This is a genomic window from Arthrobacter sp. StoSoilA2 (assembly GCF_019977195.1).
Lineage (GTDB): Bacteria > Actinomycetota > Actinomycetes > Actinomycetales > Micrococcaceae > Arthrobacter.
Genome location: NZ_AP024643.1, coordinates 4,743,227 through 4,766,265 on the forward strand (window position 1 = coordinate 4,743,227; position 23,039 = coordinate 4,766,265).

Consider the following 23,039-nt stretch of genomic DNA (forward strand, 5'->3'; position numbering starts at 1 on the left):
GAATGAAAAACCTCCACTCGCTCGCATCAGAAGGCCCATTGCCCGAAGCGAGCGAGCGGCCCCTCCCGCTGGACCTCCACTGAAAGGACCCACCATGGCCACTACAGACTCCCGCCCGAAGTACATCTCCTTTGACATCTACGGCACACTGATCAACTGGGATACCGACTCCACTACCCGCCGCCTGCTCGCGGGCCGTTTGCCTGAAGAGCAGTGGCCTGCGTTCAAGAAGGTTTTCCGCGGATACCGCTTCGACGAGGTTCTTGGCGACTACAAGCCGTACGAGCAGATCCTTCAGAATTCCTTCGACCGGGTCTGCAAGTTTTTTGGCATAGGCCCAACCCCGGGCGCAGGGGCAGAGTTCGCTGACGCTGTACGCGGTTTTGACGCCCACGACGACGTGCCGGCGCCGCTTAAGCTCATGGGCGACAACTACAAGCTGGTTGCCCTATCCAACGCCGACGACAGCTTCCTGGAGATCAGCATCCCCAAGCTCGGTGCTGACTTCCATGCCGTGCTGACCGCCGAACAGGCCCAGGCCTACAAGCCGCGGTACCAAGCCTTTGAGTACATGCTCGATACCCTGAACGCCAAGCCGGAAGATTTCCTTCACATCGCCTCGCACACGCGGTACGACATGCACCCGATGCACGACATGGGCTTCCGCAACCTTTGGGTTCTGGACCGCGGCTACGACCCCATCACCGGCGGCTACGACTACAAGAGCGTTAAGTCCCTGGACGAGATCAACAAGCACCTCGGCCTCTAAACCGCTTGCCGGCTCTCCGTCGATGAAAGGGTGAAATGAGCGATTCTGCTTTTATCCAAGCAGTGGCATCAGAGAGTGGACTCCTGGCGGAACATCCGCAGCTCGCTGACCCCGCCGTCCTGGAGCTGCTTGAACAGTTCTACGGCCTGAAGGGAACGCTGGTTAGGATTCCCACCGAGAAGGACGAGACTTTCCGGCTCCGGGACGGGGACGAAACGTATCTGGTGAAGATCTCTCCCTCGGATGAGGACCCAGTGATCGTCCACCTTCAAACGGCCTGCATGGAGCATTTGGAACGGACTGCCCCCGAACTTCCAGTCCAGCGTCTTGTCAGGAGCCTTGGCGGAGAGCCGCAGGTCCTCATTTCGGCGCCTACCGGAGCCTTCGACCGGGTATTGCGGGTGATGCGGTTCCTGCCCGGGGACCTGCTGGCCAATCAGGACGCGTCCGCTGGCCAGTTGCGATTGGTGGGCTCAAGCCTGGCCCGCCTGGGGATTGCGTTGCAGGATTTCGAACATCCCCGCGCGGACCGTTTGCTGCTCTGGGACCTTAAGCATTTCCACCGGATGCGCCCCCTTCTTGACTATGTCGATGAGAAGGAAAAGCGCGTTCTCGCGGAGGACATTTTCGATCAGTTCGACGAAAAGGTGGTTCCGCTCCTCGGCACGCTGGCGTCCCAGGTTGTCCACGGGGATTTCAGTCCGTTCAATGTCCTCGTCAATCCCGGCAGGCCTGATTACGTCACCGGGATTATCGACTTCGGGGACGTCGTCCGAACGCCTGTCATCTTCGACATCAGCGTCACCATGGCCAATCTCCTGGGTGCCGACCCGGCCAGCCCCTGGGAGCAAGCACTCCACGTCATGAACGGTTATCGAAGCATCCGCCCCCTGCCGGGGCAGGAGTTGGAAGCCCTGGTCGTCTCTGCCCAGGCGCGCCTGCTGCTGCGGGCCCTGATAACCCAATGGCGCGCAAGCCAGTTGCCGCAAAGGCGCGACTATCTCCTCTCCCACTCAAAGCCGGACTGGGACCGGCTCGCGTCCACCGCCGCGGCCCCGGCACCAGAACTTTCTTCACACCTTGAACCGACCCCTTAGCTTCCAGGAGAAAACATGGGCACTTCCCCAATCCGCAAGCCCTCCCGGGCCATGATCAATGGCTTCGATCCCAGCCGCCTGGACGAGCTCCCGGACCAGATACAGAAGAGCATTCGACGCCGGGACAAGAGTCTGGGGCCCGGCTACAGACTGTTCTACGACGAGCCCCTGGAAATCGTTCGGGGCAAGGGTGTCACGTTGTTTGACCGGGACGGCAATGAATATCTCGACGTCTACAACAACGTTCCCTCTGTAGGTCACGGCCACCCGCGTGTCATTGAGGCTGTCCACCAGCAGATGCAGACGCTGAACACCAACACCCGCTACGTCCAGGAATCCATCCTGGATTACTCGGAACAGCTGCTTTCAACGTTCCCCGCCGAGCTTGGCCATGTCATGTTCACTTGTACTGGATCTGAAGCCAACGACCTCGCGATGCGCGTCGCAAAATATGTGACCGGACAGCAAGGCATCATCGTCACCGCCGGCGCATACCACGGCCTTACTGCCGAGGTCTCGTCGTTCTCACCTTCATTGGGCAAGGGTGTGCCCCTGGGTGCGAACGTGCGGGTCATCGACGCCCCCGACGCCCTGCGCTACTCATCCGATCAAGGCTCGCTGCAGGATCACCTGCGTAGCCAGGTGCGTGCAGCCATCGCAGACCTTCACCGGCACGGCATCGGAGTGGCTGCTTTCATCGCCGACAGCATCTTCTCCTCCGACGGCGTCTTCGCTGGCCCGACAGGCTTCCTCCGCCCCATCATCGAAGAGATCCATGCCGTGGGCGGCCTGTACATTGCAGACGAGGTACAGCCAGGATTCGGCCGTACCGGTGAGGAATGGTGGGGCTTCCAGCGCCACGGAATCGTCCCCGACATCGTGACCATCGGCAAGCCCATGGGTAACGGCATTCCCGTCGCGGCAGCAATCTTCAAGCCCGACTTGCTGCAGGAGTTCGGCAGGAACATCCGCTACTTCAACACCTTCGGCGGAAATTCAGTAGCCATAGCGGCGGCCCAGGCCGTCCTGGACGTCATCCGGGACGAATCACTCATGGAGAACGCCTTGAAGGTTGGCGGAAAGATCCTCACTGGCCTGGAGGACCTCACCCGGAATCTGGACCAGGTGGCAGAGGTACGTGGAAGCGGCTTCTTCATCGGCGTCGACCTCGTGACCGATCGATCCACCCTCGCACCCAATGGGGAGGCTGCCGCCGGCATAGTCAATGCCCTCCGGCAGGACCGGATCCTGATCTCGGCTTGCGGAGCCCAGGGCAACGTCCTGAAAATCCGTCCGCCAATGCCCTTTTCCAGTGACGATGCCGATCGCCTGCTCGAAGGAATGGGCCGTGCCTTCAAGGCTCTGCGCTAGGTCGCAACAACAAACAGGGGCGCAACAAACAGGCCAGCCTGGCGCTCCCACCAAATGCTTGGGGATTGTGCCTTCCACCGTGAAAGCACTCTGTGTATTACACCAGCCGAAATCACTTGAAAGGTTGCACCATGAAGACGACACACAAGATCCAAACAGCTGCTGCGGGGCTCGCTGTCCTGTTGGCCCTGACTGCATGCGGTGGCGCCGCAACAGGCACTGAAGCGACGGAGATTCCGAAGACACAGAACACCCGTGACATCTCAGAGGGTGTCCAGCCGGACGCAGACGCGGTGGCGTTGCTGCCGAAGGCCATCAAAGACAAGGGCGAACTGACGGTCGCGATGGACCTAAGCTCCCCGCCGATGACGTTCCTCGCCGAAGACAACAAAACCCCCATTGGCGTGAACCCGGATCTTGCCCGCCTGGTAGCAAAGAAGCTGGGCCTGAAGCTGAAGTTCGAGAACACGGCGTTCGACACGATCATTCCCGGCATCGACGGCGGCCGCTTCGACTTCACCGCCACCACCATGTCCGCTACAGCCGAGCGGCTGAAGGTGCTGGACATGATCAACTATCTCAAGGGAGGCTCGGCCGTAGCCGTAGCGAAGGACAACCCGCTCAACCTGACCAATGACACGCTCTGTGGCAAGAACGTTGGCGTGACCAAGGGCTCAACGCAGCAACTGAAGCACCTGCCCAATGTCTCGGAGTGGACTTGCACCTCCCAGGGCAAGCCCGCCATCAACGCGATCACCCTGCCCAACGTCCAGGAAGCCCTGACACAACTGGACTCCAAGCGGATCGACGCTGTGTTTTACGATGCCAGTGCCCTGGCGTGGGCCAACGATCAGCAGCCCAACCACTTCACCACCTTGCAGCCGCGCATGGATACCCGCACTGATACCAATGTCGCCATGGGCGTGAAGAAGGGGTCCCCCCTGACCCCGGCACTCCAGAAAGCAATCCAATCCGTCCTGGAATCCCCCGAATACAAGAAGTCCCTGGACTACTGGGGCCTGGGAGAATCGGCTATTACTGAGGCCAAGATCCGCTAGTACCGGCCCCCTCACGTCCCGGCTTCGCTCTGATATCTCATTAAGGTTGTGCTATGCGTACCAATCCCACCGCAAGGGACCACACCAAGGCTTGGGTTCTTGATGCTGTCCTTTCAGAGGCGCCCTTGACGCGTACCAGGCTCATCGAGCTGACACGATTAAGCCAGGCCACGGTATCCCGGAAGGTGGATGAGCTTCGTTACGACGGTCTCGTCGTCGAACAGGGAGTCAATGCGGTTGCGCGTCGTGGCCGGCCCTCCACCTATCTGGATGTGCCCGGCACGGCGGGGCATGTTGTGGGCATCTCGTTCGGAGCACGGACCACTTGCATCCTGGTGACGGACCTGCGGGGCCGCGAGGTCAGGCATGTGATCGTGCCCAGCTTGGAGGGCGGCGATGAAGAAGCCATCGCCGGGTGGTTGCTGGACCTGGTTGTGGATACCAGCGATTCCGCCGAGGGACCACTGCGCCAAATCGTCGCCGCCCTGCCTGGCCGTGTCCGGACGGGTACGGCAATTCTTCAAGAGACGATTGAAGATCGATTGAAGGCTCCCGTGGTGCTTGAGAGCGATGCCAGCGCATCCCTCCGGGGGATCCTGAAGGGTGACGCGACCATAGGAAACGCCGTTCTCTTCATGCTGAGTACGGAGCTGAGCTTCGCCAGTTGCACTGATCATGAAATCGCACCGGGCCGGACTTCGGCTTTCGGCCACCTTGGTGAGGTTCTGTTCGCCGGTGTTGGCAACGAGACACTCGAGGGACTGTTAAGCACAAAGGGACTCCTCCAATTCGCAAGTGGTCGGGGACTGGACCTGGACGACATCCAAGCGCTCTGGTCCCAACCGAAGGATGCGGCGTCCCGCGCGGAGGTGCTTGAGGCATTTACGACGGCGGTGGTCGCCGCCGTCGGTGCCGTTGCCGTGACGCTTGACCCGGAGTCCGTATATTTCGTGGGCCGCCTGAGTCCGCTCGTGGACGAAATCCTTCCTGAGGCACTCAGGCGTCTGGCGCAAATCCTTCCGGTAGTCCCCGGGATCACCGTGGTGCCGCAAGTCGTCGGACTCTCGGTGGCCCAGGGAGCGGCCTATGCGGGACTGGCGTTGGTCCAGTCCCGGCTCCGGGAATCTATGCTCGAAGCCCAGTAGCAACCACGGAATGAACCCGCGCGGTCTTTGGATAGTTTTCTGCTTCGCGCTGCTCCGTAGCGGGGAATTCAAAGAGATCAATCATCAATTGCTGCTCGTAGGCGAGACCCTGTGGGCTGGACATGATGACGTGTCCGTCAACGGAGAACTCCGCCCCGGTCCCGGACCAGCGCACACCGTATGTGTGCGGCGTGGTGGCATCAATGGGCAGCTGGATGTTCCGGACGTCGGTGGTCAGCCGGGGATCGTGGTGTGCCTTGATCCCGACTCGAACAGTGCTGCTGTCTGGCGCGATCTTGTCACCGAAAAGTTCAGCGATGCACAACTCCCCGGAGTCGGCCGGACTGGACTCTTCAAATCCCACCAACCATATTGCGAGCATGCAGGTCGGGTCCGCGCTTGCGCTCACCCTTACCTGGACCTCTCCCGTGACTGGGGTCCATAACCGGCGTGTCGGCTGGGGAGTCACCACCTGCAGTCCATCGAGTCGGTGGCGGTGTGTTCCCCGCGTGGTCCCGAGGCCCCCGGAGAAGGTTCCCGTTTGGAGATTACTGACCCGAAAGGGACCGTCGGCTTCACGCCAGGCAGGCTGGTCGGCATCAATACGCAACCGCAATCCGTCAACGTCGAAATCGTAGCGGGCCCGGGACCGGTCCGGCTCGGTCCATTGGGGAAGGTAGTGCTCAACCCAAAGGGCAGGGTTCAGTGCTGAATCGGTAAAGCGCTCATCAATGATTTCTCCGGTCATCAGCAAATCCTAGTTGAATAGGCCCAGCACTTTTCGGGACCAATCCGTTGACAATCTACAACCAACCCGAGTATTGTCGACAATCGACGGTACTTCTCAACGTGCTCTCGTCGACAATCGACGAGATCAAACAAAATCAAACTGGAGGAAAAAATGGCATTCGACATCAAGCCGAAGTTCGCAACGTTCGACATGAACGGAACACTGATCAAGTTCGCTATCGCCGACGCGACCCGTGCGGTCCTGGGCGAACGCCTGCCGGCGGAGCTCGCCGATGAATACCTGCAGGCCACCAAGGCATATCGGATCGATGAGTGCATGGGCGATTACAAGCCCTTCCACCAAATCATCGCCAACTCCATGGAACGCGCCTCACGCAGGCTCGGCCTTGAATACCGCGCGGCCGACGCAAGGGCGGTTTACGAAATTGTCCCCACGTGGGGCCCGTACCCGGGCGTGACCGAGGCCCTGAACCGCCTGGCCGAGGCAATCCCCCTGGTCATCATCACCAACAGCGACACCGCGCATGCTGAGCGGCTTTCGGAAAACCTCCAAGCTCCGTTCGCAAGCGTCATCAGCGCCGAGCAGATGGGCATGTACAAACCCCGTCTCGGAGCGTTTGAGTACATGTTCGACAAGCTTGGCGTCACGCCCGACGAGATTGTGCACGTCTCCGCGAGCCCGATGTACGACCTGCGGTCCGCAGCCACCTTGGGCATCAAGAACAAGGTGTATGTAGATCGCGGCTTCGAACACGACGAGCACTGGCTCGGCTACGAGCGGATCACCGACATTGCCGAGCTCCCCGTCCTCTTCGGCCTTCCGCGTCCTGCTGCTTCCTAAGAAGGACTCGTTTACAGATGAGCGTCACTACGGCGGGCTCGGCTTTGGATCGACTCCGGGCCATGGGCCTGGAGCTTCCAACCCTTGCTGATAGCCCTTACTACGTGGACCACCGCGCGGTGGGTTCCAGCATCCACATCGCTGGCCAACTGCCATACAAGGACGGCGTCCTGCTGGGCCAAGGCGTCGTCGGCCGGGACGTGGGGCTGGAGACAGCGCGGGAGCTCGCCCGCCATGCCGCGCTCAATTGCCTTGCCGCGGCTGTGCAGGCGGTAGGAGACCTGGACCGGGTCCGGATCGTGCAGATGCTGGTGTTCGTGGCCAGCACGCCGGACTTCGGCCTGCAATCGCGGGTCGCCAACGCGGCCAGCGAATTGCTCATCGAAGTGTTGGGAGAGAACGGCCGGCACGCCCGCACAGCAATCGGCGTCGCCGGGCTGCCGGCCAACACTCCTGTAGAGATCCAGATGATCTGCACAGCCGCTTAGGCACGGACATGTTGGCGGTAAATTCATGAGGAGAACAGCGTGAACCGTATCCAGGGAGCACTCAACGCTCTGGTCGAGCGGGTCGACACCCCGGCGCCGATCGTGCTGGTGGACGTTATGCAGGACAATATCGACCGCATGCAGGCCTTTGCTGCCCAGCAGGACTTTGATGTCAGACCGCATGTAAAAACGCACAAATGCGTCGAAATCGGCCGTCGCCAGGTCAAGGCCGGAGCTGTGGGAATCACCGCAGGCAATGTTGGTGAGGCCGAAGTCTTCGCCGCAGCCGGCTTCGACAATATCTTTATCGCCTACCCCATCTGGCCTTCGGGAACGAAAGGCCTTCGCATCCGCAAACTTGCGGTAACTACCCGGCTGCGGGTCGGCGTCGACAATTTCGCGGCGATCGATGCCCTTGCTGATGCGATGGGATCCGAGGCCGAACGGCTGCAGGTTGTCATCGAGGTGGACTGCGGTGCGCGTCGTTCCGGCGCGCCGCCCGAGTTCGCCGGCGAACTTGCCGCCGCCGCCCGGAGGCGGGGACTGGTGCCGGTGGGCGTCTTCACCTATCCAGGTCATGGAAGCGCCAGCCCGGACGCCCGCCAGCGCGCCGCCGTGGACCAGGAAGCCGCGCTCACCACAGCGGTGCGGAGCTTCAGCGCTGTGGGCATCAGCGCAGAAGTCGTCAGCGCGGGCTCAACACCCACCATCGAGTACGCCACGAGCAACGTGATCACCGAGATCAGGCCCGGCGAATACGTGTTCAATGACTTGAACAACATGCGGCTCGGGGCCTGCACCGAAGACCAGATCGCCCTGTTTGTCGCCGGCACAGTGGTCAGTGACTGGGTTCCCGATCAGGTCATTCTCGATGTAGGCACCAAGGCACTAGGCCGGGAAGGCAGTCCCCAGATCGGCTATGGCGCTGTCCCCGGGACGTCGGCCGTTCTCTCCAAGCTCAACGAATACCACGGCTTCCTCCCCCTGCCTGCCGGCGATTTCCACCCCGGCGTCGGCAAGGTTCTCCCGATCGTGCCGAACCATGTTTGCCCCGTCGTGGTCAATTTCGAGGAGTACATCGTCACTGACAGCACGGGAACATCGCTGGAACGGTGGCGGGTGGATGCCCGCGGATTCCTGAGCTGATTCGTGGGAACCGTACGTCCGCCCCAGCCCGCAACCAAGCAACTTACCGACCAAGGAACGACCATCATGAGACTTGATAAGACCACTGCCGTCATAACCGGCGCCAGCAGCGGAATCGGGGAAGCAGTGGGTTCCCACTTCCGCCGCGAAGGCGCCCGGCTGCTGCTCACCGGCCGCAGGGAGCAACTCGACAGCGCCCACACCGATGACGTGTACGTCCCTGGAGATCTCAATGACGAGGCATTCGTCGAAAGCCTCGCCCGCCAAGCCGCCGAAGCGTTCGGCACCGTGGATGTCGTCGTCCTTAACCATGGCCTGCAGGTAAGCGGCCCGCTGACGGAGATGGCGTATGAGGATGCCAGGAATGTGCTCCACAGCAACCTCCTCAGCGCCTTCCTGATGATGAAGCACTTCGCACCGTTGATGCCTGCTACGGGAGGCTCGTACGTCCTGGTCAGTTCACGGCTGGGCATGGTTGGCAAGCCCGATGAAGTCCTTTACTCCGCGGCCAAGGGCGGCCTCATCATGCTCGCCAAGGGAGCCGCAATCGAGTGGGCCTCACGCAACATCCGCGTCAACGTCGTCGCGCCGGGACTGACCGTCACCCCCGTCATCGAGGCCTCGTTCCAGCGCAGGCCCGATCCCGAGGCCTACCGGGCAGAACGCGAGGGGCAGATCCCGCTCCGGCGCCTGGCCACTCCGGAAGAAATTGCCGACGCCATACTTTTCATGGCGTCCCCGGAATCGTCCTACATCACGGGCGCTGTACTGCCCGTCGACGGCGGTTACACCGCTTTCTAAGCATCGCACCGCCTTCCACTGGCTCACCAACTCCCCACAAAGTAGGACAAGATGAAAGCCCTCACAGCAACACCCCGAAACGGAGACCTCGGCTTCTGGATGGCCGGACTCGCAGAAAACCGGCCAACGTACCCGCGTTTCGAAGGCGAAGGCTCCGTGGATCTGGCAATCATAGGCGGTGGCTACACAGGCCTCTGGGCGGCATACTTCGCCAAGAAGCTCGAGCCCTCACTCTCGGTGGCGGTTTTTGAAGCGGAACAGGTCGGGTACGGAGCCTCCGGGCGAAACGGCGGCTGGCTTTCGGCGATGCCCCCAGGAAACCGGGCCACCTTCGCCCGCGCATCCGGACAAGGGCTGGACGCAAGCCGGGCATTGCAGCAGGAGTTCGTGACCGGCGTCGACTCTGTCCTTAATATTCTTCAGGCCGAAGGTATCGACGCGGACCAGCACAAGGGCGGTGCGCTCGTCGCTGCCCACACCAAGGCGGGGCTGGGCCGGCTGGTAGCCCGGCGTGACGCCGACTGGAAGTACGGGTTGAGCGAAGACGAAGTCCACTTGCTCGACCGGGACGAATTCCAGAGCAGGATCAACATCTCCACCGTCCACGGCGGGCTCTTCTACAAGCCCTGCGCCCGCATTCATCCGGCAAAACTTGTCTACGGCCTGGCGGACACCCTGACGTCCATGGGGGTGGCGATCTACGAAAACAGCCGGATAAACAGCATCGACGGCAAAACCCTGACCTTGGCCAATGGACGGGTCGCGGCGGCCAAAACGTTCATCTGCACGGAAGGGTACTCCGGTCAGTTGCTGGGCAGCAGGTCCTTGATACCGATCAACTCCTCGATGATCGTGACCAAGCCACTCTCCGACGAGGCCTGGCAGCAGATCGGCTGGAACGGGCTTCAGTGCCTCAGCGATTCCGCACACACGTTCATCTATTCGCAGCGGACAGCGGACGGACGCATCGCCATTGGCGGCCGGGGAAGGCCCTACCGCTACGGCTCCGGAACGGGCGCCGCCGGTGCCACAGCCCAGTCAACTGTTGACTTGATCTCCACGAAGCTTCGGTCCTTCTTCCCGGGCATCCACCTCGAAGTGGACCACGCCTGGTCCGGAGTCCTGGGCGTCACCCGCGACTGGAACGGCGGCGTGCAATGGGACCAGGCATCCGGAATTGGCTCGTCCACGGGCTATGCCGGACACGGCGTTACAGCCGCCTATGTGGGCGGGCGGACACTCGCGGAATTGGCGTTCGAACGGCAAACGGAACGGACCACGCTCCCCTGGGTTGGGTACCGCGCACGGAAATGGGAACCGGAACCCATTCGCTGGATGGGTGTTCACGGCATGTACCGGCTTTTCGGTCTTGCTGATCAGTGGGAAGAGCGCAAGGATTCCACCAAGACGTCCCTCCTGGCCAGATTCGGCAGCAGGCTCGCCGGACTACACGAATAGAGAAACGCCCCCGGAGGCACACCATGAAGACCATAAGCAAGATCCAGGCTGCAGCCGCAGGGTTTGCACTGCTGCTAGCCCTCACCGGGTGTGGCGGGGCGACAAGCACGTCCCCAACAGATCCGAAAACGGCCGATATCTCCGTGGGTGTCCAGCCCGACGAAAAGGCCGTAAGCCTCCTGCCGGCGTCCTATAAGGACAAGGGCGAACTGACGGTCGCCATGGACTTGCACTACCCGCCGACGACGTTTCTTGCTGAAGACAACTCGACGCCGATCGGCCTGAACCCGGATATCGCCCGCCTGGTAGCAAAGAAGCTCGGCCTGAAGCTGAAGTTCGAGAACACCGTCTTCGACACCATCATTCCTGGCATTGACGGTGGCCGGTACGACTTCACCGTCACCACCATGGCACCAACGCCGGAGCGACTGAAGGTCCTGGACATGATCGACTACTTCAAAGCCGGCAACTCAGTGGCCGTGGCCGCGGGAAATCCTTTGAAGCTCACCAACGAAACCCTGTGTGGCAAGAATATTGCCGTCACAGCAGGCTCCACAGGCCAACTCAAGCGACTCCCGGCCCTCTCGGAGCAGACCTGCACTTCCAAGGGACAGCCCGCGATCAACGCCGTGACCCTGCCCAACGTCCAGGAGGCCCTGACACAGTTGGCGTCCAAGCGGATCGACGGCATCCTCTACGACACAACCTCCCTCGCCTGGGCCGAGAAGCAGCAGCCCAAATCGTTCACCATCCTGACTCCCCAGGTCAACGTCGGCTCCAGCGACTTGACGGCCATCGGCCTGAAGAAAGGCTCTCCCCTGACCCCCGCCCTCCAGGCCGCCGTCCAGTCCGTCCTGAACAGCCCGGAATACAAGAAGTCCCTCTCGAATTGGGGCCTCGAATCCGGCGCTATCACCGATGCCAAGCTCAACTAGGAGACGTACTCCCCTCATGCAAACCATTAGCCACAGAAGCATGGGCTTTGCCCCCGAAACCCGCGAAACCCGCGCAACCCGTCAAACCCACGAAACCCGTCAAACAGCAGACACCCTGCTGTTCATGCATGAAGATTTCGAGGTGCTCTGAGCCATGGACGGAAAACTCGCCGTCATCGGCCTGGGCAGCATCGGAAGCATGGCACTCTGGCAGGCCTCGCGCCTTTCCGATTCCGTGGCCGGCTTCGAAACACACACCCCCGCCCATGGACGCAGCGCCGTAGGCGGGGACACCCGGCTGTTCCGCATGATCTACCGCGGCAGCCCCGCGCTCTATCCCATCCTGGAGCGCTCACGGGATCTCTGGGCGGAACTCGAGGCAGAAACGGGACAGGACATCCTCACCCGCTGTGGCGGGCTCTCCATCGGCACCACCGATGGGCCATACCTCCGCAGCGTTCTGGAGACTACCCGGATCAATGGGGCTGCCCACCGGATCCTGAACCGTGAGGAAATGGCCGAACGCTACCCCCAGCACAACCTCCGTGCTGACGACTCCGCGGTGTTCGACCCGAACGCCGGCGTCCTGCGGACTGACCGGGCGGTAACGGCAGCGATTGCAGCTGCACAGGCCAACGGGGCAACGGTCCTTGCCAACACTCCTGTAACCAGCATCCGGGAAACGAACGACGGCGTTGTGGTCACCTCCGGGGACACCTCCTGGACCTTCGAGAACGTCATCGTCGCCTCCGGGGGTTGGTCCCGGCGGCTCATGCCTGATGACCTGAAGGCGCACACCGAAACCCGCAGGGTTTTCCTGAGCTGGTTCGTTGCCCGCGACGCAGCGCAGTTCACCCCGGAGAAGTTCCCCACCTTCAGCCGGATGTACGAGGACCGCTCCATGTACGGGGCACCCGCCGTTGACGGCGTTACCGTCAAAGCCACCCTGGACGGCCGGGGCACGGTGACAACGGACCCCGATGCTTTCCCCAGGGAACTCTCAACAGCCGAAATTGCCGACACGTTGGAAACCGTCACCGAGTTCCTGCCCGGCCTGGTTCCCAGCATCGTCCGCTCCGATGCCTTCCCGGACCTCTACAGCGAGGACCGCAATCCACTGGTGGGCTGGCTAGGTGGGTCAAGCAGAATCTACTGCGCCACAGGCTTCTCCGGAGGCGGCTTCAAGAATGCCACCGGCTTCGGCCACATCGCCGCGTACGAGGCGCTCGGTAAACAGTCGCTCGACGGCCTGGAATTCGTTCGCCCGGAACGGTTCAGGACGAGCTAAGCCGGTATAATCGACAATCGACAAGGGAGGCGGAAAATGGACCGCAAGTTCACGTGGCAGGAACAGCGGATGACGACGCCGGACGGTGTCTACCGCGTTCTCCGCACCGCCATCCTGAACGGAACTGTGCCGCCCGGTGAACAACTGCGCGAGACGCATATCGCCGCAGACCTCGGTATCAGTCGATCCCCGCTCCGTGAAGCGCTGACAAAGCTCGAGGAAGAAGGGCTGGTAGTCAAGGTCCCATTCCGGGGGTCCTTCGTCGTAGAAGTCAGCGCTCGTGACGTCGCAGAAATTGCATCGATCCGGGTACTCGTCGAGCCCTATGCTGCGGAGCTCTCAGCCCCCACCCTGCGGGGTCCCGAGCGGCTCCGGCTCAAGCAGACCATCGAGGAACTGTACCGGGCCACCGACACCAATGACATCCCCGGCAGCATTGACGCCCACCTTCGTTTCCACAGGCTCTTCTACGAATTTTCGGGGAATACCGCCCTGCAAAACATGTGGAACGGGTGGGAGAACAAGCTGCGCCTGTACCTGGCGGTCGATCACCGTACCTACAGCGACCTCCACGAAATCGCTGTTGAGCATGAGAAATTGGCTGAACTGGCGCTGGCCGGAGACTTCGATGCCTTCCGCCAGGAAATGGTCAGTCAATTCCAGAATGCCCTCCACGAAGAGCCCCTACAGCAGAAGTAAGCGGGGCAGACGTAAACCGGCTTTCCGCGACGCTGGCCCGGCCTTAGTCCACGAACTCCGACTGCGTCTCAATGAAGTCCCAATCCTGCACCGTCAGCACCCCACTGACTTTGTCCGGATGAGGGCCGCCGGCCTCGGCAATATGCTGCAGGACCTGCAACGGAAGTTCCTCGGCACGCAGGTTTTCGCGTAGCCACTCCTTGCTGTCCAAGTGCAGGTCCAGCCACCACATGAAGATTTCCATCACAGACCACCTTCCTTCGGATTAACCGTAGGCCGGGGCCGGGTTGTCTACAAGGGCTGCCCGTCTGCAGGTGTCGCTGCATAAGTGCAGGGCTTTCAGGGTCTTGTGGGGAATCCGGCGAAGGGCCAATCTGTACCTAGGACGCTGGCGCACAGGTTTCAAGAGTCCGTGCCGACGCCCGCTCGCACAAGGGATCAGCGATGGACTGTGACATCGAGCTGGAGATCGATACCGGCTCTGCACGCGGCGAATACACGGTGCACGTGGTCCGCGCTCCGGCGGGAGGCCACGCTTCGGGGATGTTCACCTTGGACGTTGAGGGCATCCTGGACCGGCTGCCCCAACTTGAAGCGACCGTTCTTGCCTCCGCGGTGGCTGCGCGCCGCACCATGCCCGTGGCCGAGATGGCAGTCCGCGAAGTTGGCCAGCAGTTGTTCCAGGCGTTGTTCACCCGCGAGGTCTACGGCACGTACCGGGCCAGCCTGGGCGCGGCCCAACACGCAGGGCAGCAACTCAGGGTGGTCTTGCGGCTTGCCGCCCCGGAATTGGCTACCATGCCGTGGGAGACCCTCTTCGACCCCGAAACCGAGACGTACTTGTGCCAAACAGAACCCCTGTTGCGGCATATCCCTGCCCCTGACTACAACCAGAATCCCTTGGACGTTGCTCCCCCGCTGCGGATCCTTGGCATCGTCGCGTCGCCACGGGACCTTCCTACCCTCGATGTCGATGCCGAGAAGGACCACCTGAGCAGGGCGTTGGCCGGTCCTGTAGCCGAGGGACGGGTGGAGCTGGTGTGGTCCAGGAGCGGAACATGGGACGACGTCCAGTCCATGCTGCTTGCCGGCCCGTGGCATGTGGTCCATTTTGTGGGCCACGGCGATTACGATTCCCGGACCGATGAAGGCAGGATCGCCTTGGTGGGGCCGGATGGCAGGGCCGCGATGGTCCGGGCGGTGCGGCTCATGGCCTTGCTCAGTGTTGCTGCGCCGCGCCCGCGGCTGGTTGTGTTGAACTCGTGTTCCTCAGGCGAGATGGGCCAATCGGACCTCTTTTCCGGCACCGCTTCCTCGTTGGTCAGGAGCGGGATAGGCGCCGTGGCGGCAATGCAATTCGCCATCAGTGACTCCGCGGCCATCGCCTTCGCCCATGGCTTCTACGCTGCGATCGCCAACGGCCGGACTGTGGACGAGGCGGCACGGGTCGGCAGGATCTCGGTCATGGCCAGCCCGGACGGCACACTCGAATGGGTCACCCCTGCCCTCTACGTCCGCGGCGGTTCCACCCAACTCTTTACGCTGCGGGGCACACCACGCTCAGCGGTTTCGGAAGCACGTTCGACGCCGGCACCCACCTCGGGCGGGCAGGCCGGCCAAGCTGGGGTCCCGACGCCGGCACCCACCTCGGGCGGGCAAGCGTCAGTCCCGCTGCAGGCCCCGGGAAGCTCGGGCGCGGGAGACGGCGCTGCCGCGAAGGCGGCACAAATCAACGCCGACCAGGCCATGAAGCGAGCCCAATTACGTGCCCTTTATGTCCAGGCCTCCGCGGAGTTAAGGGCACGGCGTTTCGAGCAAGCCGTTGAATTGTTTGATGATCTCCTGACCTTGGAGCCCGGCTACCGTGACGCCACGGCGCTAAGGGAGAGCGCGCAGCACCGGCTGGACATGTCCCGCACATACCGTGAAGCACTCGCCGCTGAAGAGGCAGGCGATTGGCTGGCCGCGGCGGACGGCTTTGCCCTGGTGCAGGAAGATCCGGAATTCCCCGAAGCAGCAAGGCGTCGTCAGGACTGCGAGCGCCGTCAGCGCATCTCCGATCTCCAGGGCGAACTCCGCTACCACTCGTCTTTGGGCTCGTGGGGAGCCGTGGTGGATGTATCAGCTGAACTTGCGACGCTCGATCCGGCCGCGGCCGACCCCGACGGACTTGCGAGCGCTGCAAGGGCCGAGATCGAGAAGTCGAAGCCACCAGAACCGGAGCCTGCAAAGCAGCCGTCCCCGGAAAGAGGTTCATATACGGCTGCGGACCTGCCTCCAGAACCCCGGCGGTCAGAGCCCCGGCGGCCAGAACCTCAGCGGCCAATGGCGACCCCCGCAACGCGGATCCCGGCACCCACCCAGGTCCCGGCGTCGGGCATTCCATCCGCGAAACCGCCGCAACCAGCACTCGCCTGGACACCGCTCGCGTGGGCCGGTGCCGCCTTAGCGGTGGCTGGTGGCTTGGGGACGTGCATCGTGGTGTTCTTCATGTGGTTCGACGAGGCTTACTGGCAGGACAACGGCGGCGACATCGTGCTCCGGATCCTGTACGGCCTGCTGGCACCACTCGGTTATCTGCTGCTCATGGTCGCCGGGCTGCCTGGACGGACCGTACCAGCGCGTCTTGCGATGACCGGCGTCGTGCTTTCCGCTGCGATCTTTGGGCTCGCCGGCTTGAACTACACGGTGGAAGTGACCGCGGTCGTGGCCAGTTTTATCCTTGCCACCTTCGGACTTTGGGCGGGCATCCTGGCCCTAAAGGACCCGGTCGGGCGGACGTTTGCGTGGCTCCTCCTGCTGCCCACTGTGTTGCAACCGATCATCTGGATCCAAGGGAAAGGCGTGTTCATGGAGAGCTGGTACATGTCGCAGGCGCTGCCGTTGCTGCTGCATTTGATGCTTCTTTGCGCGGTGGGCGTGGTGTTCGTCGTGATGGCACGGCGGCTGCGGACCGTCCCTGAAGCAGGACCTGCAGCGGGACCTGAAGCGGGGCCTGCTGCCAAGGCGGGAACGTCGCCGTGAGCCGGCTGGTTGAGTTCACCACCGACGACGGCGGCACGGTAGTTGTGGAGGTCGCGAGCACGGCCGGGAGCATCGTGACCCGGGGTGGCGATCATGCGGGGGATCATTCCGGGGTTTTCGCGAGGGCGCAGCAGACGTTCCAGCGGGCCCTGGAGCATGTCCGACCCGCCGTACAGGGCGTGATTGATGAGCTTTTGAGCCTGGAGAACCGGCCTGACGAGGTCAGCGTGGAGTTCGGCATAGACCTCCACGCCGAGGCCGGGGCGTTCATTGCGTCCGCCAGCACTGCATCCAATTTCAAGGTGCGGCTGACGTGGAACAAACCGCCCCAAACCAACTAGGTCGGTGAGCAGACAGCCTGTTCAAGGACTGCTCGCGGCGCAACAATAAGGTATGGCTGCGGAGAATTTCAGCGGACGGATTCCTTTGGTTGTGGGCGTCCTGCCCGACCAGCATGTGGAGGTGCTGCAAACGGCCCGGACGCTGGCAGAACAACTCGGCGTGCCGCTGGTTTGTGCGTACGTGGACGAGGCCAGCTACCTCGTGGAATGGGACCCTGCGCGGGAGACACACCGAATGTCGCTTCATCCGGAGAAGGATGACGAGGACGTCGCAGCTGTTCGCAGTGACCTGGGCAAGCTCATCGGCGAGGCCATGGATGGCGGCTCAGCGGATTGGACTTTGCGGTTGCTCGCCGGAGACCCCGCACGCGCATTGGGCCGGCTCGCCGAGGATATCCATGCCTCGATGATCATTGTTGGAACGCCGGAACCTGGCTTGGGCCACCGCATTTCCGAGGCTTTGAACGGCTCTGTGGCGGCATGGCTGAGCCACCACCAACGCCGGCCCGTGCTGATTGTGCCGCAGAGAAAGCCCCAGGAAGCTGGCCGTAAAAACTAAAGCGAAAGTACTTATTCGAGGTGGTGGCAATGCCGTCGCGCCCAACGTAGAGTGATTACTGCAGGACGGCGAAAGCACCTGCTCAAAGACCGCTCCGGAGTGCGTATCCCCCAATAACGCACTCCGGAGCTCTTTGTTTAACACTCAGAGGTGGCCGCAGCTACCTCATGAAGCAGCTACCTCATAAAGCAGCTACCTCACGAACGTGTACAGCAGCGCCGCCATAGCGAAGCCCACGATGGACAACACCGTTTCGAGAACCGTCCAGGTCTTCAGGGTGTCCTTGACGGACATGTTGAAGTACTTGGAGATGATCCAGAAGCCGCCGTCATTGACGTGGCTGGCAATGATGGAGCCGGAGGAGATGGCCACCACGATCAGGGCGAGCTGCGGCTGGGAGTAACCGGAGGCAAGGCTTGGGGCCAGGATGCCACCGGTGGTTACGATCGCCACGGTTGCCGAGCCCTGCGCAATGCGCATGCCCGCGCTGATCACGAAGGCGGAGAGGATGATGGGCAGGCCAGCCTGGGCGAGCGAGTCGGCCACAGCCTTTCCTACACCGGTAGCCGAGAGAACTGCGCCGAAGAAGGCACCGGCGCCAACAACCAGCAGGATCATGCCCACTGGACGCAGCGAGGAGCCGGTGATTTCGCTGAGTTCGGCGGAGCTCATGCCGCGTCGGATGCCCAGGAGCCACATGGCCAGCAGCACTGCGACGGTCAGCGCGATGGCCGGGTTGCCGAAGAACTGCAGGACGTCCCGGAATACACCGGGAGGAGCGAAGATGTTGCCGAACGTGCCGCCGAGGATGAGGATCATGGGGAGGCCGATGGCCAACAACACCAGTCCAATGGACGGCTCGTGGCCCTTGGCTTCCTCGGCCTCGGGGACAATCCGGTCCTCGGGAACATTGACCATGACGCGCTTGCCGATCCACGTGCCCCACAAAATACCGGAAGCGAACCAGGCCGGGATACCGCAGATGAGGCCCATGAGGATGATCCAGCCAAGGTCAACATGGAAAAGGCCGGCGGCAGCGACGGGTCCGGGGTGCGGTGGCAGGAAGGCATGTGTCACGGAGAGGCCGGCCAGCAATGGAAGTGCGTAGAGTGCCAGCGACTTGCCACCGCGGATTGCAGCGACGTAAACCAACGGCGCCAGGACGAAGATACCGATATCGAAGAACACCGGGATACCCAGCACAAAGCCGGTGATGCCCATCGCGAGCGGGGTGCCCTTTTCGCCGAAGATCTTCACGAGCCTGCCGAGCAGCACTTCCGCGCCACCGGACCGTTCGAGGATGGCACCGAGCACTGTGCCAAGGCCGATGATCACTGTGATGTGGCCGAGGATGCCAGCGAAGCCCTTCTCAATCAGGGCGTCACTGCTCTTGGTGGCCGAGCCGACCAAGGCTTCCACTGAGACCCCACCCACCAACGCCACGATCACGCCGGTTCCCACCAGGGCGATGAACGGTTCGAGCTTGACCTTGATGATCAGGAACAGCAGGAGGGCAATGCCCGCGCCTGCCAGGAGGAGCAGGCCGGCGGTGTCGTGCCGCAGCCATTCGAGGAATTCATTCATGGGGGTTTCTTTCTGGGTGAGTCCTACTTGAGGGTGCCGGTAAACGCGGCGGCACGGGCCGCGATGTCTGCCCAGTTGCCTGCAGCTACTGCTGCGGGCGGGACCACGCTGGTGCCGCAGCAGACTGCGGCAGCACCGGCGTCGAGGTAGCTCTTGGCGTTGGAAGCGTCGATGCCTCCTGAAGGCAACAAGCGGATGCCCGGGTAGGGGCCTTGCAGGTCCTTCAGATACGCCGGCCCAAGCTGTCGGGCAGGGAAAATCTTGACGACGCCGGACCCAAGGTCAAGTGCCTGTGCCACTTCGGTGGGCGTCATGGCTCCGAGGCTGAACGGGATGCCGGCGGCCACGGCGACGGCTGCAACCTCGGGCCGGATGCCTGGTGTTACCAGGAACCTGGCTCCAGCGTCGATCGCTGCGCGGGCTTGGTCTGCGGTCAGGACCGTGCCGATTCCGACGGCGGCACCGTGGTCCGCCGCGGTCTCTGCCGCGCGCTTGACGTGCTTGAGCGCATCCGGGGTGGTGAACGTCAGTTCCACGCTGCGGATGCCGCCGTCGGCCAGTGCCCGGCAGAGATCCGCGGCGTCCGTGATGGACGGAGCGCGGACCACGGCGAGGGTGCGGTCGGCTTCGAGCTGCTGGATGAATTCTTCAGGAGTCATTGGGTGGTACTGCTTCCTTCTCGGGTGAGTCCGTCACGGCTTCGACGCAGGGCACGGCCGGCGCGGGCACCGGTGGGCCGGCCGCCGTCGATCGCTGCTGCGCCGTTGACGAAGACGTAATGGATGCCGCTGGCGGCTTGGCGGGGATTCTCAAAAGTGGCTTCGTCGCGGATGGTTTCCGGGTCGAAGAGCACGACGTCGGCCGCGTAGCCTTCGCGGACCAGGCCCCTGTTGTGGAGCTTGAGTCGTGCGGCGGGACGGCCCGTCAGGTGGTGGACCGTTTCCTCGAGGCTGAGCAATCCGAGATCGCGGGAGTAGTGGCCGAGGTAGCGAGGGAAGGTTCCCCATGCCCGGGGGTGTGGCTTGGCGCCGACCAGGAGGCCGTCGCTGCCGCCGGTGTGGGTGCGGTGCTTCATGATTGCCTGGACGTTTTCTTCGTGACCCACGTGCTGGAGGATTCCGGTGCCCAGGCGGTCTTCGGTGAGGATCCGCACGAAGACATCGAACGGTTCCTCGTTGGTCTCGGCGGCGATCTCCTTGATGGTTTTCCCGACATAGCCTGCAAGCGCCGCGTTCTGGACTCCGCTGATTTCGAGGGTGTCCCATTCGGCAACTACGCCATGGCAGCCGTCCGAGCCGTAGATTTCCACGGCTTCCCGGATGCGTGCGCGGGTTTCGGGGTCGCTGAGACGGACAAGCGTCGCTTCCGTGCCCCCGGACGATGCCCAGCTGGGGAGGATCGCGGAGAGCGTCGTGGCTCCGGGGAGGTAGGGGTAGGTGTCCAGGGTGATGTCCACGCCGTCATCAAGCGCGCTATCGATCAGCTCCAGGAGTTCGCCTGCCCGGCCCTTGTTCTCCGCGAAATTCATGGTTGCGTGGGAGAGGTGCAGGGCGCAGCCTGTCTCCCGGCTCAGGCCGATCATCTCGGCGTAGGCATCCAGTGCGCCCTTGCCGTAGGAACGGTGGTGCGGCGCATAGAAGCCGCCCAGCTCGCCGACAGTCCTGCAGAGGCCGGCGAGTTCTTCGGTCTGCGCGTACATGCCCGGCGTGTAGGTCAGGCCGGAGGACATTCCCACGGCGCCTTCCTGCATCGCCGTGCGGATCACGTCTTGCATCTGCTGCTGTTGCTGCGGGGTGGGATCACCTTCGGCGAAACCCATCACCATGGCCCGGACGGTTCCCTGCGGGACGAGGTAAGCGGCGTTGGTTGCGATCCGGCCTGTAGTGCCATCGTCGTCGGTGCTTTCGTCATCCAACCGATCCAGGTACTCACGCACGGTCCGCCAATTCCAGTCGAAGTCCGCCGGGTTGTCGTTCCAACCAGCGATCTTCTCCCGCACACCTGCAAGCGTGGCATCATCCACGGGTGCGTACGACAGGCCGTCCTGACCCAAGAGTTCCGTGGTGACGCCTTGGCTGAGCTTGGCGTAATGCTGCCGGTTAACAAGCAGTTGCAGGTCAGAATGGGCGTGCATGTCGATGAAACCAGGGCTCAGGACCAGGCCCGTGGCGTCGATGGTGCGATCGGCCCCGGTCTCGCCTGCGGTGAGGGTTCCGGCGTCGACGACGGCGGCAATCACCGCGCCGTCCAGCAGGACATCTGCCGGGCGGCGGTCCGCTCCGGTTCCGTCCACCAAGGTGGCGTTGCTGATGAGGGTCTTCATTGCGTTCGTCCTAGAAGAAGGTATGGATGAGGTCGACGACGGTCTGGTCACGGTTGGTGTCTGCGAGTACCGGAATGACGGTCCATTTGTCGAAGGCTGTGCACGGGTGTGACAGGCCCAGCCGGATGACGTCGCCGGGACGAACGGTGGTGGTTTTGGCATCGAAGGTCATGAAGGAATGCTGATCGTTGACCGAGGTGATTTCGGCCCCAACCAAAGGCTCCATGGCTCCGCCGAGAACCGGTCCGATGAACTGCGGCTCAGGCAGGCCTTCGTCGAACGGGAGGTCCCTCTTGCCGGCGTCGAGGATGGCAAGGCCCGGCTCTGTCTGCGAAACCACGCGTGCCCAGCCGTGCATTGCGGCATGGAATGGTTGATCGCCTTCTCGGGAAAACGGCGAGATTCCGCGGTAGAAGCCGTCGTCGTGGATGATGTAGGCGCCGCTGCGGATCATGAGGTCCACACTGGGGCCTCCGGTTTCGGCACCCGTGCTAATTGCGGGCGACAAGATAGTCACGACGTCGTCGAAGTAGGCGCTGCCACCTGCCGTGATGATGACTTCGCTGGAGCCGTACAGCCCGCCGGCCAGCAGTTCCTCGTGAAGCAGCCGCATGTCGGTGAGGTATCCGCGGACGGCGCCCAGTCCGGCGTCGTCCGCGGTGTGCGCGAGCGAGCCTTCATAACCGCTGACGCCTACCAAACGCAGGTTCGGTGAAGCGGAGATCGCGCGGGCAACCTGCATCGCAGCGTCAACGCCCCGGGCGCCTGTCCGGCCGCCGTGGGCCCCGAGCTCCACGAGGACATCCAGCACGGCGTCGCTCCCGGTGAGCACGCGGTTAAGAACTTCCACGGTTTCCACGGAATCCACCCAGGACAGGATGGGAGCTTCGGCAGTGGCGTTGGCTGCGACCCACTCGATGGCGTGCGGATCCGTGAGGCTGTTGGCGAGCTGAAGGTTTGCGACGCCGAACTCGCGGGCTACGCGAAGCTGCGCGAAGTTGGCCAGGGTGATGCCCCAGGCGCCGCGGTTGAGCTGTTCAGTCCAGAGCTGCGGAGCCATGGTGGTCTTGCCGTGCGGGGCAAGCAGCACGCCGTGTTCCTTGCACCAGTCAGCCAGGCGATCGGCGTTGGCCTGGATCGCCGTGTTATCAAGTGTCAGCAGTGGCGTCTGCAGATCGCCCAGGGTGTGCTTGGCGGCGAGGAATTCGGCGTGCGTGATCCCGTTGGCGGTTGCCGGAACGGCCTTGTGCCGCCAATCAAGCTGACGGTTTGCAAGGCCGGCCACGGCGTGTGCCGAGATGGCTTCGGAAGTGTTCACGGGTTCATTCCCTTCGCGGGGCTGCGTTTTTGAAGCTGCGGTGT

Annotated in this window: 23 protein-coding genes; 17 read left to right on the plus strand and 6 right to left on the minus strand. The window is 62.7% G+C overall.

Features of this window, described 5'->3' with window-relative positions:
* Positions 1-94: 94 nt before the first annotated feature.
* From LDN82_RS21700 to LDN82_RS21720, 5 genes are all read left to right on the plus strand, one after another.
* Entirely contained in the window at positions 95-769 is a 675-nt protein-coding gene (locus tag LDN82_RS21700; protein WP_224092889.1) for a haloacid dehalogenase type II, read from the plus strand.
* A gap of 35 nt (positions 770-804) precedes the next feature.
* On the plus strand, positions 805-1,866 hold the full coding sequence (locus LDN82_RS21705; RefSeq protein ID WP_224165822.1) for a phosphotransferase: 1,062 nt from the start codon (positions 805-807) through the stop codon (positions 1,864-1,866).
* 15 nt (positions 1,867-1,881) lie between these two features.
* The gene (locus tag LDN82_RS21710; protein ID WP_224092855.1) at positions 1,882-3,237 is read left to right on the plus strand and encodes an aspartate aminotransferase family protein; all 1,356 of its coding nucleotides are present in this window, start codon (positions 1,882-1,884) and stop codon (positions 3,235-3,237) included.
* Positions 3,238-3,368: 131 nt separating this feature from the next.
* Positions 3,369-4,295, plus strand: coding sequence for an ABC transporter substrate-binding protein (locus LDN82_RS21715; RefSeq protein ID WP_224165823.1), 927 nt, complete (start codon positions 3,369-3,371; stop codon positions 4,293-4,295).
* 53 nt (positions 4,296-4,348) lie between these two features.
* Positions 4,349-5,440 (plus strand): ROK family transcriptional regulator, encoded by a 1,092-nt coding sequence (locus LDN82_RS21720; RefSeq protein ID WP_224165824.1) that lies wholly within the window; start codon positions 4,349-4,351, stop codon positions 5,438-5,440.
* On the opposite strand, the gene LDN82_RS21725 is transcribed toward LDN82_RS21720, so the two are convergent.
* Positions 5,421-6,188, minus strand: coding sequence for a glycoside hydrolase family 16 protein (locus tag LDN82_RS21725; protein WP_224165825.1), 768 nt, complete (start codon positions 6,186-6,188; stop codon positions 5,421-5,423). The two genes, LDN82_RS21720 and LDN82_RS21725, sit on opposite strands and share 20 nt — an antisense overlap.
* Positions 6,189-6,341: 153 nt before the next feature.
* Between LDN82_RS21725 and LDN82_RS21730 the strand changes: the two genes are divergently transcribed.
* The 9 genes from LDN82_RS21730 (at position 6,342) to LDN82_RS21765 (ending at position 13,846) form a co-directional block, all read left to right on the plus strand.
* On the plus strand, positions 6,342-7,031 hold the full coding sequence (locus LDN82_RS21730; RefSeq protein WP_224165826.1) for a haloacid dehalogenase type II: 690 nt from the start codon (positions 6,342-6,344) through the stop codon (positions 7,029-7,031).
* Between the two features lie 17 nt (positions 7,032-7,048).
* Positions 7,049-7,519, plus strand: a complete 471-nt coding sequence (locus tag LDN82_RS21735) for a RidA family protein (RefSeq protein ID WP_224092830.1) — start codon at positions 7,049-7,051, stop codon at positions 7,517-7,519.
* A gap of 39 nt (positions 7,520-7,558) precedes the next feature.
* Positions 7,559-8,665: an alanine racemase gene (locus LDN82_RS21740; protein ID WP_224165827.1), complete on the plus strand. Its 1,107-nt coding sequence runs from the start codon at positions 7,559-7,561 to the stop codon at positions 8,663-8,665.
* Positions 8,666-8,731: 66 nt separating this feature from the next.
* The gene (locus LDN82_RS21745) at positions 8,732-9,466 is read left to right on the plus strand and encodes an SDR family NAD(P)-dependent oxidoreductase (RefSeq protein ID WP_224165828.1); all 735 of its coding nucleotides are present in this window, start codon (positions 8,732-8,734) and stop codon (positions 9,464-9,466) included.
* A 51-nt stretch (positions 9,467-9,517) separates the two neighbouring features.
* Positions 9,518-10,924 (plus strand): FAD-dependent oxidoreductase, encoded by a 1,407-nt coding sequence (locus tag LDN82_RS21750; RefSeq protein ID WP_224165829.1) that lies wholly within the window; start codon positions 9,518-9,520, stop codon positions 10,922-10,924.
* 23 nt (positions 10,925-10,947) lie between these two features.
* Entirely contained in the window at positions 10,948-11,859 is a 912-nt protein-coding gene (locus LDN82_RS21755; protein WP_224165830.1) for an ABC transporter substrate-binding protein, read from the plus strand.
* 16 nt (positions 11,860-11,875) lie between these two features.
* Complete coding sequence (locus LDN82_RS22615) at positions 11,876-12,010, plus strand: hypothetical protein (protein WP_263422274.1); 135 nt, start codon at positions 11,876-11,878, stop codon at positions 12,008-12,010.
* 3 nt (positions 12,011-12,013) lie between these two features.
* On the plus strand, positions 12,014-13,147 hold the full coding sequence (locus LDN82_RS21760; protein WP_224165831.1) for an FAD-dependent oxidoreductase: 1,134 nt from the start codon (positions 12,014-12,016) through the stop codon (positions 13,145-13,147).
* 36 nt (positions 13,148-13,183) lie between these two features.
* Positions 13,184-13,846, plus strand: coding sequence for a GntR family transcriptional regulator (locus LDN82_RS21765; RefSeq protein WP_224092819.1), 663 nt, complete (start codon positions 13,184-13,186; stop codon positions 13,844-13,846).
* Between the two features lie 43 nt (positions 13,847-13,889).
* On the opposite strand, the gene LDN82_RS21770 is transcribed toward LDN82_RS21765, so the two are convergent.
* Positions 13,890-14,090: a hypothetical protein gene (locus tag LDN82_RS21770; protein ID WP_224092810.1), complete on the minus strand. Its 201-nt coding sequence runs from the start codon at positions 14,088-14,090 to the stop codon at positions 13,890-13,892.
* A 200-nt stretch (positions 14,091-14,290) separates the two neighbouring features.
* Here LDN82_RS21770 and LDN82_RS21775 point away from each other — a divergent pair, with 200 nt between their 5' ends.
* From LDN82_RS21775 to LDN82_RS21785, 3 genes are read left to right on the plus strand one after another with little or no spacing between them, the layout of a single operon-like run.
* Entirely contained in the window at positions 14,291-16,870 is a 2,580-nt protein-coding gene (locus LDN82_RS21775) for a CHAT domain-containing protein (protein WP_224165832.1), read from the plus strand.
* Complete coding sequence (locus tag LDN82_RS21780; RefSeq protein WP_224092806.1) at positions 16,867-17,211, plus strand: CU044_2847 family protein; 345 nt, start codon at positions 16,867-16,869, stop codon at positions 17,209-17,211. Before LDN82_RS21775 ends, LDN82_RS21780 begins: the two co-directional genes overlap by 4 nt.
* Positions 17,212-17,263: 52 nt before the next feature.
* Positions 17,264-17,770 carry a universal stress protein gene (locus LDN82_RS21785; RefSeq protein WP_224092804.1) on the plus strand — a complete coding sequence of 169 codons (507 nt, stop codon included), beginning with the start codon at positions 17,264-17,266 and terminating at the stop codon, positions 17,768-17,770.
* A 192-nt stretch (positions 17,771-17,962) separates the two neighbouring features.
* On the opposite strand, the gene LDN82_RS21790 is transcribed toward LDN82_RS21785, so the two are convergent.
* The 4 genes from LDN82_RS21790 to LDN82_RS21805 are packed head-to-tail and all read right to left on the minus strand — an operon-like array spanning position 17,963 to position 22,995.
* On the minus strand, positions 17,963-19,354 hold the full coding sequence (locus LDN82_RS21790) for a gluconate:H+ symporter (protein ID WP_224092802.1): 1,392 nt from the start codon (positions 19,352-19,354) through the stop codon (positions 17,963-17,965).
* 23 nt (positions 19,355-19,377) lie between these two features.
* Positions 19,378-20,013 (minus strand): bifunctional 4-hydroxy-2-oxoglutarate aldolase/2-dehydro-3-deoxy-phosphogluconate aldolase, encoded by a 636-nt coding sequence (locus LDN82_RS21795; RefSeq protein ID WP_224165833.1) that lies wholly within the window; start codon positions 20,011-20,013, stop codon positions 19,378-19,380.
* Positions 20,010-21,677: a D-aminoacylase gene (locus LDN82_RS21800; protein WP_224165834.1), complete on the minus strand. Its 1,668-nt coding sequence runs from the start codon at positions 21,675-21,677 to the stop codon at positions 20,010-20,012. Before LDN82_RS21800 ends, LDN82_RS21795 begins: the two co-directional genes overlap by 4 nt.
* Before the next feature lie 10 nt (positions 21,678-21,687).
* A complete protein-coding gene (locus LDN82_RS21805; protein WP_224165835.1) occupies positions 21,688-22,995 on the minus strand; it encodes an alanine racemase in 1,308 nt (435 codons plus the stop codon).
* Positions 22,996-23,039: the final 44 nt, after the last annotated feature.